General features: G+C 63.4%; 12 protein-coding genes. 9 read left to right on the top strand and 3 right to left on the bottom strand.

Annotated elements, in window-relative coordinates; all coding sequences use genetic code 11:
- Nucleotides 1–304: 304 nt before the first annotated feature.
- From aroQ to ACIQ17_RS24820, 6 genes are all read left to right on the top strand, one after another.
- A complete protein-coding gene (gene aroQ / locus ACIQ17_RS24845; RefSeq protein ID WP_398471931.1) occupies nt 305–769 on the top strand; it encodes a type II 3-dehydroquinate dehydratase in 465 nt (154 codons plus the stop codon).
- Between the two features lie 33 nt (nt 770–802).
- Nucleotides 803–1,345 (top strand): acetyl-CoA carboxylase biotin carboxyl carrier protein, encoded by a 543-nt coding sequence (gene accB, locus ACIQ17_RS24840; protein ID WP_398471930.1) that lies wholly within the window; start codon nt 803–805, stop codon nt 1,343–1,345.
- A 30-nt stretch (nt 1,346–1,375) separates the two neighbouring features.
- Nucleotides 1,376–2,725, top strand: coding sequence for an acetyl-CoA carboxylase biotin carboxylase subunit (accC, locus tag ACIQ17_RS24835; RefSeq protein ID WP_398471929.1), 1,350 nt, complete (start codon nt 1,376–1,378; stop codon nt 2,723–2,725).
- 126 nt (nt 2,726–2,851) lie between these two features.
- Nucleotides 2,852–4,375, top strand: coding sequence for a CHASE3 domain-containing protein (locus ACIQ17_RS24830; protein WP_398471927.1), 1,524 nt, complete (start codon nt 2,852–2,854; stop codon nt 4,373–4,375).
- Complete coding sequence (locus ACIQ17_RS24825) at nt 4,372–4,812, top strand: response regulator (protein ID WP_398471926.1); 441 nt, start codon at nt 4,372–4,374, stop codon at nt 4,810–4,812. Before ACIQ17_RS24830 ends, ACIQ17_RS24825 begins: the two co-directional genes overlap by 4 nt.
- On the top strand, nt 4,809–5,903 hold the full coding sequence (locus ACIQ17_RS24820; RefSeq protein ID WP_398471925.1) for a sensor histidine kinase: 1,095 nt from the start codon (nt 4,809–4,811) through the stop codon (nt 5,901–5,903). Before ACIQ17_RS24825 ends, ACIQ17_RS24820 begins: the two co-directional genes overlap by 4 nt.
- A 3-nt stretch (nt 5,904–5,906) precedes the next feature.
- Here the strand turns inward: ACIQ17_RS24820 and ACIQ17_RS24815 are convergent, their stop codons facing one another.
- Complete coding sequence (locus tag ACIQ17_RS24815) at nt 5,907–7,196, bottom strand: NAD(P)/FAD-dependent oxidoreductase (protein ID WP_398471924.1); 1,290 nt, start codon at nt 7,194–7,196, stop codon at nt 5,907–5,909.
- Nucleotides 7,197–7,290: 94 nt separating this feature from the next.
- Here ACIQ17_RS24815 and aat point away from each other — a divergent pair, with 94 nt between their 5' ends.
- Nucleotides 7,291–7,986: a leucyl/phenylalanyl-tRNA--protein transferase gene (gene aat, locus ACIQ17_RS24810; protein WP_398471923.1), complete on the top strand. Its 696-nt coding sequence runs from the start codon at nt 7,291–7,293 to the stop codon at nt 7,984–7,986.
- A 77-nt stretch (nt 7,987–8,063) separates the two neighbouring features.
- Entirely contained in the window at nt 8,064–9,248 is a 1,185-nt protein-coding gene (locus ACIQ17_RS24805; RefSeq protein ID WP_398471922.1) for an ABC transporter substrate-binding protein, read from the top strand.
- 15 nt (nt 9,249–9,263) lie between these two features.
- Here the strand turns inward: ACIQ17_RS24805 and ACIQ17_RS24800 are convergent, their stop codons facing one another.
- Nucleotides 9,264–10,202, bottom strand: a complete 939-nt coding sequence (locus tag ACIQ17_RS24800; protein ID WP_398471921.1) for a DUF2155 domain-containing protein — start codon at nt 10,200–10,202, stop codon at nt 9,264–9,266.
- 256 nt (nt 10,203–10,458) lie between these two features.
- On the opposite strand from ACIQ17_RS24800, the gene ACIQ17_RS24795 reads away from it, so the two are divergent.
- Nucleotides 10,459–10,704, top strand: coding sequence for a hypothetical protein (locus ACIQ17_RS24795; RefSeq protein WP_398471919.1), 246 nt, complete (start codon nt 10,459–10,461; stop codon nt 10,702–10,704).
- 166 nt (nt 10,705–10,870) lie between these two features.
- Here ACIQ17_RS24795 and ACIQ17_RS24790 read toward each other — a convergent pair.
- A partial coding sequence (locus ACIQ17_RS24790) for a hypothetical protein (RefSeq protein WP_398471918.1) occupies nt 10,871–11,077 on the bottom strand: 207 nt, incomplete at its 5' end.

Below are 11,077 nucleotides of genomic sequence, written 5' to 3'. Positions count from 1 at the left end.
GCGGTCATCGACGCGTAAGCGGGACCATCAGACCAGCGGCGCGGGCGGGTTCTTCGGAACCCGCCCGCTGTCGTTGTGACCGCCCTGAGTCGCGCCTCGTACGCCGGCTGGCCGGTATTTCCGCGTTACGGGTCTTGCGGTGGTTAAAGCGCCAATTGGCTGGTTCCATTGGGCATTTTATCAACCGGCCAAGGTATTTGGCTGGGGGAACCGGGACCTGACAGGCTTCCTTTGCCCGCCGAGGTTACCTATAACCCCCGGCAGAACCGCGCTTTTGCGCCCTGTCGCCTGTCCGGGATCCCCGATGGCCAATTCCGCCGCCAACACCATCTTTGTTCTCAACGGCCCCAACCTCAACCTGCTGGGGATCCGGGAGCCGGAGACCTATGGGCACGCCACCCTCGCCGATGTCGAGGCGCTGTGCGCGAAGGCGGCTGCGCAATATGGCTTCACCGTCGATTGCCGGCAGTCGAATGTCGAGGGCGAACTGGTCAACCACATCCATGAGGCGCGCACCAAGGCGGTGGGCATCATCATCAATGCCGGCGCCTATTCTCACACCTCGATCGCGATCCATGACGCGCTGGTCGGCGTGAAAGTGCCGACGGTCGAAGTCCACATCAGCAACGTCTACACCCGCGAAGATTTTCGCCATCACTCCTTCACGGCCCGCGCCGCCTTTGCCAGCCTGTGCGGCTTCGGCATCGAGGGCTATCGCCTCGCGATCTCCGGTCTCGCCGCCAAGCTCGGCAAGACCCCGCTCACCTGATTCAAACCCACTCCTTCAAGTATCGGATTGCCCATGGCCCGTAAGCCTCCTGCCAAAGCCGCCCCGAAAGCAGTCGCCCCGAAAGTTGCAGCTGCCCCAGCCGCTTCCGCCGACAGCGCCTTCATCCGCGAACTCGCGCAGCTGCTGAACGAGACCAATCTCACCGAGATCGAAGTCGAGCGTTCGGGCCTGCATGTCCGCGTCGCCCGCGAAGTCCATGTGACCACCGCCGCTGCGCCGGTCTACGCGCCTGCACCGGTCGCTGCAGCGCCTGCGCCGGTGGCCGTCTCGGCGGTCGCCGCCGCTCCCGCTGCGCCGTCGGGCCCGGACTACAGCAAGCATCCGGGTGTCGTGCCCTCGCCCATGGTCGGCACCGCCTATGTGGCGCCGGAGCCCGGCAAGCCGCCCTTTGTCAGCGTCGGCACCAAGGTCTCGGCCGGCCAGACCCTGATCATCATCGAAGCGATGAAGACCATGAACCAGATCCCGGCGCCGCGTGCCGGCACCGTGACCCAGATCCTGGTCGAAGACGGCGCGCCCGTCGAATACGGCGAACCGCTCGTCATCATCGAATAACGACTTCACGACCTCAGACGACGGAACGCCATGTTCGAGAAAATCCTGATCGCCAATCGCGGCGAGATCGCACTTCGCATCTTGCGCGCCTGCAAGGAGCTCGGCATCGCGACCGTGGCCGTGCACTCCACCGCCGACGCCGATGCCATGCATGTGCGCCTCGCCGACGAGAGTGTGTGCATCGGCCCTCCGGCGTCGAAGGACAGCTATCTGCATATCCCGTCGCTGCTCGCGGCTGCCGAAATCACCGGCGCCGACGCGGTGCATCCGGGCTATGGCTTCCTGTCGGAGAACGCGCGCTTCGCCGAGATCCTCGCCGACCACAATCTGGCATTCATCGGTCCCAAGGCGGAGCATATCCGCACCATGGGCGACAAGATCGAAGCCAAGAAGACCGCGAAGCGCCTCGGCATCCCCGTGGTGCCGGGCTCGGATGGCGGTGTCGGCCCCGATGACGATGCGATGGCGATCGCCCGCGAGATCGGCTTCCCCGTGCTGGTGAAGGCGGCAGCTGGCGGCGGTGGCCGCGGCATGAAGGTCGCGCAGACCGAAGCCGATCTGGAGATAGCGCTCTCGACCGCCGCGACCGAAGCCAAGGCGGCCTTCGGCGACGCCTCGGTCTATCTCGAAAAATACCTGACCAAACCGCGCCACATCGAAATCCAGGTGCTGGGCGATGGCCGCGGCGGCGCGCTGCATCTCGGCGAGCGTGACTGCTCGCTGCAGCGCCGCCACCAGAAGGTCTGGGAAGAAGGCCCGTCGCCGATCCTCTCCAAGGAAGCGCGCGACAAGATCGGCGGCATTTGCGCCAAGGCGATGCAGGAGATGAAATATCTCGGCGTCGGCACCATCGAATTCCTCTATGAGGACGGCGAGTTCTATTTCATCGAAATGAACACCCGCATCCAGGTGGAGCATCCCGTCACCGAGATGATCACCGATATCGACCTCGTGCTGGAGCAGATCCGCATCGCCGCCGGCGGTGACCTGCCCTGTACCCAGGACGAGGTGAACATCATCGGCCACGCCATCGAGTGCCGCATCAATGCGGAGAATCCGGAGACCTTCCGGCCCTCGCCCGGCACGATCACCCAGTATCACCCGCCGGGCGGCCTCGGCGTCCGCATCGATAGCGCCGTCTATCAGGGCTACCGCATCCCGCCATATTACGACTCGCTGGTGGGCAAGCTGATTGTGCACGGCAAGAACCGGCCGGAATGCCTGATGCGGCTGCGCCGCGCGCTGGACGAGATCGTGGTGGACGGCGTCGAGACCACCCTGCCGTTGTTCCGGAAGCTTGCCCGTGAGCAGGACATGATCGAGGGCGATTACCACATTCACTGGCTCGAGCAGTATCTGGCCGGCAAAGCCGCCAAATAACGGGCTATGAGAATCTTCGAACGCCGATGGAACCAATTCGTATGTTCGGCGTTTGTGGGGTACCGGGAACTCCCGGTTCCCCGGGGGATGTGTTGAAATTCCTGCAAAAACTGTTGCGAGCCCGCTGTGACTGCTGACGCGGCTCGCAAACGCGCATTTTGGCAAATCGCCTTGCTTTCGGCCGGGCTGCTGGTGCTCGTCGCCATCAGCGCCGCGTCCGTGATCCTGGTCAATCGCGCCCGTGATGATTCCCGCTGGGTCACCCATACGGTCGAGGTCCAGAACCAGATTTCCAACCTGCTGCTGGAAATCCGCCGCACCGAAAGCGCGACACGCGCCTATCTCCTGTCGGCAGGCCCGCAATTCCTCACCGAATACGAGGCCTCTTCCGCGGCCATCATGCCGGCAGTGGACAGGCTGGTGAAGCTGGCCAACGACAATCCGGCCCAGATCGCCAACACCGCCAAGCTGCGCGCTGCAGTTGAACAGCGCCTCGCCGAATTCGGCCGCGGCATCGATCGCATCAAGAACAACGAAGTCCAGACCAGCATCGAGATCCTGCGCCGCGGCGGTGCCAATGAAGCCGTGCAGGCCATTGCCGACATCACCCGCGCCATGCGGGCCGAGGAAGGCCGCCTGTTCGTCGAACGCACCAAAACCGCGGACGAGAGCCAGCAATGGGCCTCCCTCATCACGATCGCCGGTTCGGCCCTCGTCGTGCTGTTCGCCGCCGCATCGGTTTTCCTGGTGCGGCAGTCGTCGAATGCCCGCGACGAGGCCGAAGCCAAGCTGCGCGACAGCAACCTCAACCTCGAAACCACCGTGCAGGAGCGTACCGCGGACCTGCGCGAGGCCAATGAGGAAATCCAGCGCTTCGCCTATATCGTGAGCCACGACCTGCGCTCGCCACTGGTGAACATCATGGGCTTCACCAGCGAGCTCGAAGAATTGCGCGGCGACATCTTCCGCCGCATTGCCACGCTGGCCAATGAAGAACCGGTCGTCCCCGACACCGACGGCAACCTGCCCGAGCCGGCACTTCCCGCCGAGGACAAGCAGCTGTCATCCGACTTCAGCGAGGCGCTCGGCTTCATCAAGTCGTCGATCGGCAAGATGGACCGGCTGATCAGCGCCATCCTCAACCTGACCCGCGAGGGCCGGCGCGAATTCAAGCCGGTCAAAATTGATACACGCGAGCTGATCGAGAACATCGCCTCCACGGTGGCGCATCAGGCGTCCGAGACAGAAACCTCGATCCATGTGGAGCCGCTGCCCGACATCGTCAGCGACCGCCTGGCAATGGAACAGATCTTCGGCAACCTGATCGACAATGCGCTGAAATATCTGAAAACCGGCGTCCCCGGCGATATCCGGATCAAGGGCCGCACCAAGATGGGCTTTGCCATTTTCGAGGTGATCGACAATGGCCGCGGCATCGATCCCAAGGATCATCAGCGGATATTTGATCTTTTCCGCCGGGCGGGTACACAGGACAGGCCCGGCCAAGGTATTGGATTGGCGCATGTGCGCGCCCTTGTGCGCCGGCTGGGCGGCACCATGTCGGTGTCGTCAGAACTCGGCAATGGCAGCACTTTCACCGTCACTTTGCCCGCCAGATGGACGGGCAAGAGCAGGAACGAAGCATCATGAGCAGTCCCGTCACCATCATCATGATCGAGGACGACGAGGGTCATGCCCGTCTGATTGAGCGCAATATCCGGCGCTCAGGTGTCAACAATGAGATCAAGCCGTTCACCAACGGTACAGAGGCCCTCGCCTATCTGTTCGGGCCGGATGGCAAGGGCACAACCCACAAGGGTGACGCCCTGCTGATCCTGCTCGATCTCAATCTGCCCGATATGACCGGCATCGATATCCTGCGCCGGGTCAAAGAGAACGAATATCTCAAATATGCGCCGGTCGTGGTCCTGACCACCACCGACGACGCGCAGGAAATCAAGCGCTGCTACGAGCTGGGATGTAACGTCTACATCACCAAGCCGGTGAACTACGAAAACTTCGCCAACGCGATCCGCCAGCTCGGTCTGTTTTTCTCTGTGATCCAGGTACCGCAAGCCGCTCCATGACCACGACTGCCACGCCCACGCTGCTGTATATCGACGACGACGCGGGTCTCGCGCGGCTGGTGGAGCGTGGCCTGAAGCGACAGGGTTATCTGGTCGAACATTGCGACAATGGCGAAGCCGGCATTGCGCGTATCAAGGCGGGCGGTGTCGATGTCATCGCACTGGATCAGTATATGCCGGGCCTCGACGGGCTCGAAGTGCTGGACCTGATCCAGAACCTGCCCTCGCCGCCGCCGGTCGTGTTCGTGACGGCATCGCAGGACAGCAAGATCGCCGTCACTGCGCTGAAGGCCGGTGCAGCCGACTATCTCGTCAAGGACACGTCGGGCGATTTCATCCCGCTGCTGACCGTGGCCTGCGACACGGCGATCCGGCAGGCCAAGATCATGAAGGCGCGCGACGACGCCGAGGCCGAAGTCCATGCCTCGCGCGACCGCTATGCGGCGCTTGCTGCCGAGCGCGAAGTGCTGCTGCGCGAGGTTAATCATCGCGTCGGCAATTCGCTGCAGATCATCGCCTCGCTGCTGCATCTGCAGGCGAGTTCTGCACGCGAGGACGATGTGAAGGTCGCGCTCACCAATGCGATGGGCCGCGTTGCTGCCGTCGCCCAGGTGCATCGTCGCCTCTACACCTCGCACGACCTCAACAGCGTGCTGCTGAACCAGTATCTCGAAGCCCTGCTCGAAGACCTGCGCCGCTCTGCCGAGGGCAATCGCATGTCACGGCTGACGCTGAAGGCCGAGTTGATCGAGATCGACCCGGATCGCGCGGTGGCGATCGGCATCATCGTCAACGAACTGGTGATGAATGCCGTCAAATACGCCTATCCCGACGGCGCCGGGCCGATCCATGTGGTGCTGAACGGTTCGGGCGACGATCTCGAATTGTCCGTCACCGATGACGGCGTCGGCCTCAACGTGAAGGCCGATCCGCGCTCCACCGGCATGGGCCAGCGCATTGTCAGCGCCATGGCCAACAAGCTCGACGCCACCGTCGAGCGCGATCCCGACCACACCGGCACCCGCGTCATCCTGCGCTTCAGCGCGGTGGCGAAGACGGCGCCGAAACTGGCGGTGAACGCGGCCAAGTAACTGCTAGGCCGCCTCGTCCATCCCGCGTTTCCTGACACGATCCAGCACCGCACGCCCCTGCGTGATCAACCGCGCGCCGCGCTGGTCGAGCGTATGGATCCACAGCCAGTTCAGGGCGACGGCGAGCCGGTTGCGCAGGCCGATCAGGAAATAGATGTGGGCGATGCCCCAGATCCACCACGCCAGCGCGCCGCGCAGCCTGAAACGGCCAAAATCGATCACTGCGAGATGCTTGCCGATCTGCGCAAGGCTGCCGTCGTGCCGATAGCGGAACGGCGCGGGTGTCTCGCCGCGCAGGCGTTGCTTGATGGCATTGGCGACGTAGCGCCCTTCCTGCTTCGCGGCCGGTGCGATACCTGGGACCGGCGAGCCATCGGGCGCCGCAATGTTCACGGTGTCGCCGACGGCGAAGATGTCGGGATGACCGGGCACCGTGAGATCGGGATTGACCTGCAAGCGGCCGGCACGATCGGCGGCGACGCCGAGCCATTCCGCTGCGGGTGACGCACGTACGCCGGCGGCCCAGATGATCGTCCGTGCCGGCAAGCGGGTGTCGCCATAGACCACGCCCTCGGCGCTGCATTCGGAGACGGCACGCCCGAGCGCCACTTCGACACCGAGCTTTTCCAGCGAGCGCTGCGCATAGGCGGACAGGTCTTCCGGGAAATTTGAGAGCACGCGTGATCCGGCTTCGACCAGCACCACGCGCGCCTTGCGGGTGTCGATGTTGCGGAAGTCATCCGGCAAGGTCGAACGCGCCATTTCGGCGATGGTGCCGGCAAGCTCCACCCCGGTCGGGCCGGCGCCGATCACGACGAAATTCAGCAGTGCCGCACGCTCGCCTGCATCGCTGGTGGCCTCGGCACGCTCGAAGGCCGTGAGGATGCGGCGGCGAATGGTGGTGGCGTCTTCGAGCGTCTTGAGGCCGGGCGCAAACGGCTCCCATTCGTCATGGCCGAAATAGGCATGGCCGGCGCCGGTGGCGAGCACCAGCGTATCGTAAGGCAGCGCCTGCCCGTCATCGAGTTGCACACGCTTCGCGACGGGGTCCACACCGATCACCGTACCGAGCAACGTGGTGACGTCCTTGCGCCCGCGCAGCAGATAGCGGATCGGCCAGGCAATCTCGGAGGTGGCCAGCGAGGCTGTCGCGACCTGATACAGCAGAGGCTGGAACAGATGATGGTTGCGGCGATCCACCAGCGTGATGCGGGCATTGACGCCGCGCAGCCGATATACGGTCTCGAGGCCGCCAAATCCGGCGCCGACAACGACGATGCGATGATCCGTCATGATGCAGGTCTCCCATCCGTTCCCGCAGGTTAGGCCGGATGCCGCGACAAGCAAGACGGTCGCGCCTATCGCCCTATTCTGTTAGCCTATCGATATGAGCTCACGCGACTCCGCCTCATCCGACGTCACGCCCGAACTGCTGCTGCGCGCTTACGCCTGCGGCATCTTCCCGATGTCGGAAAGCGCTGATGATCCCGGCCTTTTCTGGGTCGAGCCGGAAATCCGCGGCGTCATCCCGCTCGATGGCTTTCGCATCAGTTCGCGTCTCGCGCGCACGGTACGGTCCGATCAGTTCTCCGTGAGCGTCGATCGCGCCTTCAAGCGCGTGATGTCGGAATGCGCGGCGCCAAAGCCCGATCGTGAGGACACCTGGATCAACAAGCGCATCCGCGATCTCTACGGCGCGCTCCATGAGATGGGGCATGCGCACAGTGTCGAGGTGTGGGAAAACGATGATCTGGTCGGCGGCCTGTATGGCGTGTCGCTCGGCCGCGCGTTTTTCGGCGAGAGCATGTTCCATCATGCGCGTGATGCCTCCAAGGTCGCGCTGGTGCATCTGGTGGCGCGGCTCATCGCCGGCGGCTACGGCCTGCTCGATACGCAATATGTGACGGATCACCTGCGCAGTTTTGGCGCGATCGAAGTGCCGCGCGATCGCTATCGGCTCCTGCTCGATGCTGCGCTGGATGACGTCGCGGATTTCGAGGCGCTGCCCCTCGTTACATCAGGCGCAGATGTCCTGGAGATCATCAGCGGCCGCGATGCAGCAACGCCCTCGCTGCGGGTCTGATATTCGCTGCTGCGCCTGTCACCACGTCCGATCTGCGCGCACACTCCCGGCCAACAAAAACAAAACGGGAGAACGTCATGCGACGTGGCCGCGCGCTTTGCGCCTTCACTCTGCTTGCAGCCCTCATTCCCCTTGCTTCTGCGCATGCCTCCGACGGCAGCATCAAGATCGGCAATACCGCGCCATATAGCGGTCCCGCTTCCGCCTATGGCACCATCGGACGCGCCGAGGCCGCCTATTTCCAGATGCTGAACGACAAAGGCGGCATCAATGGCCGCAAGGTCGATTTCATCACCCTGGACGATGGCTATGCACCGGCAAAGACGGTCGAACAGACACGACGTCTCGTCGAGCAGGACGAGGTGCTTGCATTGTTCTCTTCAGTCGGCACCGCGCCGAACATCGCCGTACAGAAATATCTCAACATCAAGAAGGTGCCGCAGCTCTTCGTCTCATCCGGTGCGACGCGCTGGAACGATCCCGAACACTTTCCGTGGACCGTGGGCTTCAACCCGACCTATGAGCAGGAAGGCCGCATCTACGCGCAATACATCCTGAACACCAAGCCGGACGCCAGGATCGCGATCATCATTCCCAATGAGGATGCGGGGAAGGATTATCTGAAGGGCTTCAAGGATGGTCTCGGTGAGCATGTAAACCAGCTCGTCTCGCAGACCACCTACCTCACCACCGATCCGACCATCGACTCGCAGATGGTGCTGATGCGCGACAGCGGCGCCGACGTCTTCTTCGCGGAAGCGACGCCGAAATTCGCCGCGCAGGCCATCAAGAAAGCCGCGAGCATGGGCTGGAAGCCGCTGATCATCCTGCCGTCGGTCTCGAACTCGTTCGGCGCCGTGCTGGAGCCTGCGGGGCTGGAGAACTCGACCGGCGTGGTCACCGGGCTCTATCTGAAAGATCCCAACGATCCCCGCTGGAAAGACGATCCCGGCATGAAGGACTGGCACGCCTGGATGAAGAAATATCAGCCGGATGCGTCGACCGGCGATCTCTTCAACGTGCAGGGCTATACGGTGGCGCAGGTGATGGAGAAGGTGATCGCCGCCTGCAAGGACACGGTGACGCGCGACTGCATCATCCAGCAGGCCACCTCACTCGATCATCTCGACCTGCCGATGCTGCTGCCGGGCATCAATGTGCACACCGACAAGAGCAATGTCATCGCCATCCGGCAGATGCAGATGGCACGGTTCGACGGCAAGTCCTGGGTGCTGATGGGCGACGTGCTCGGCGACAAGTAGCCGTCGAGCAGTCTCTTACTGCCTGAACGCCGGGAAGCCCGGCGGCGGCTGCAACTGCTGTTGCGGCTGCGGGCGGGGTGCCTGCTGCCTCGGCGGCGGCTGGCGCTTCTGCGCCGCGGCGGGCGCCGGACGGGTGTCCTGCTGCTGGTTCGCGACCACTTCGGGCTGCTTACAGTCGGTCAGCCAGATATCGTAGATCGGATGCTCGACGCCGTGCAGGCCGGGGCTGGCCGCGAACATCCAGCCGGAGAAGATGCGCTTTACCTCGCCCTGCAGGGTGATCTCGTCCACTTCGACGAAGGCGTCGGTATTGGCGGCCTCGGTGGCCGGACGCGTGTAGCAGGCGTCCGTCTTCACGCGCAGCGCGCCGAACTGCACGGTCTCACCGATATCGGAATCGAAATTGATGATGCGGCCGGTGATCTTGTCGAGGCCGGAGAACGTCGCCTTCTTGTTGGCGATCTTCTGCGTCGGCGGCTCGATCACCACCTCGTCGCCCGGCTGCAGCGTGGCAGCCGGTGGCGGGGCGTTTTTCGGCGCCTGCTTGGCGTTCGGGTTGGGCGCGCCCGGTGGCGGCGCATTGGCGACGCCCGGCTGCTGCGGCGGTTGGCCCGGTGCCGGCTGCGGCTGCGGACCGTTCTGCGGAATGGTGGTGGTGTTGCTGCCCGGCGGCGGGGCCAGCGGCTGCGACTGTACGGCACCGGGCGGCGGAGCGCCCATGCCCGGGGCCGGACGTGCCGGCAGCAGGCGGCCCTGCGGCAGCTCGGGCACGTCCTCGTCGTCTTCCATCTGCGGTGGCGGCAGCTGCTGTTGCTGGCCACGCGGCACACTGCCCGGCGGGCGCGGCGGCGGATCGCCGAACAACGGGCCGAATTGCGCCTGCACCGGAGCGGTGGACAGCGATGTCGCAGCCAGAAGGGCCGCAAATCCGGCGATAGTGAGGGTTCGGAACATGCAGCGGCGCTCAACCGAGAATCAGGCTCGCGACATTGTAGGGGAATGGCCGCGCAATCGCCTCCGGTTAACACGCCGATAACGGCAGAGACAAGGCGCGTTCCAGAATTATCAAAAGCCCTCAACGGCTTGGCTGTTCTGCCGTGAGATCGGACCGTGAACGCGAGACTATTAATTTTGTCTCACGTGAGACTTTTGTTCGCGGCCCGTGCTTTTTGCAGGCATGGGCGGCTTCCCCACATATGACCTGATCCCGATGATCGAAGACGGTGTGGCGCCGTATTTTTTCGTCGAGATCTCCGACGACGACAACCGGCACGGCATCATCGTGGCGCGATTTCGCCGCTTCGCGCATGCGCTGGAATATTACAACTTGCTCGTGAAGACGGTGCCGCCGCCGCAGATGCGGGTGGTGATGCGGCATCAGGCTCATGTCTACAGAAATTATATCCCGACGCGCCTCGACAACAGCTTCGACCGATCGCGGGAGCGACGGCAGTGACGCCGTTTTTTTTAGCGCTAGAGTTGCCTTGCCAGAATCGCTCTCCTCGTGAACCTATCGAGGCGGGGGACGCATGGACAAATCTGCATACGAACGCTTCGCAAGCCAGGTCGAACGCGCCGCGTCGGCGCTAGACCATTTGAGGGCGGCAAACACAATCCACGAGCTAGCTGCGCGGTGGTCTGACTTTCTCGTGCATCATCATCGCTGTTTCACGCAGCTCAGTATTGCCAGCAAGGCCGGACCAGAAAAGGGGTGGTCCGATCAGGTCAAGAACTTTAGGTCCACCGATGAATTGTTGAAGTACGTTCTTCACGCGCGGAATGCTGACGAGCATGGTGTGGCGCCAATTACGGCTGAAAAAAGCGGAAGG

The organism is Tardiphaga sp. (assembly GCF_044340795.1).
GTDB lineage: Bacteria > Pseudomonadota > Alphaproteobacteria > Rhizobiales > Xanthobacteraceae > Tardiphaga.
This window is presented reverse-complemented; position numbering and strand designations above follow the sequence as displayed.

Bases quoted from the DNA above. Each gene is read 5' to 3' on its own strand.
- aroQ (WP_398471931.1), top strand. From the start codon at position 305: ATGGCCAATTCCGCCGCCAACACCATCTTTGTTCTCAACGGCCCCAAC.
- accB (WP_398471930.1), top strand. From the start codon at position 803: ATGGCCCGTAAGCCTCCTGCCAAAGCCGCCCCGAAAGCAGTCGCCCCG.
- accC (WP_398471929.1), top strand. From the start codon at position 1,376: ATGTTCGAGAAAATCCTGATCGCCAATCGCGGCGAGATCGCACTTCGC.
- ACIQ17_RS24825 (WP_398471926.1), top strand. From the start codon at position 4,372: ATGAGCAGTCCCGTCACCATCATCATGATCGAGGACGACGAGGGTCAT.
- ACIQ17_RS24820 (WP_398471925.1), top strand. From the start codon at position 4,809: ATGACCACGACTGCCACGCCCACGCTGCTGTATATCGACGACGACGCG.
- ACIQ17_RS24815 (WP_398471924.1), bottom strand. From the start codon at position 7,196: ATGACGGATCATCGCATCGTCGTTGTCGGCGCCGGATTTGGCGGCCTC.
- aat (WP_398471923.1), top strand. From the start codon at position 7,291: ATGAGCTCACGCGACTCCGCCTCATCCGACGTCACGCCCGAACTGCTG.
- ACIQ17_RS24805 (WP_398471922.1), top strand. From the start codon at position 8,064: ATGCGACGTGGCCGCGCGCTTTGCGCCTTCACTCTGCTTGCAGCCCTC.
- ACIQ17_RS24800 (WP_398471921.1), bottom strand. From the start codon at position 10,202: ATGTTCCGAACCCTCACTATCGCCGGATTTGCGGCCCTTCTGGCTGCG.
- ACIQ17_RS24795 (WP_398471919.1), top strand. From the start codon at position 10,459: ATGATCGAAGACGGTGTGGCGCCGTATTTTTTCGTCGAGATCTCCGAC.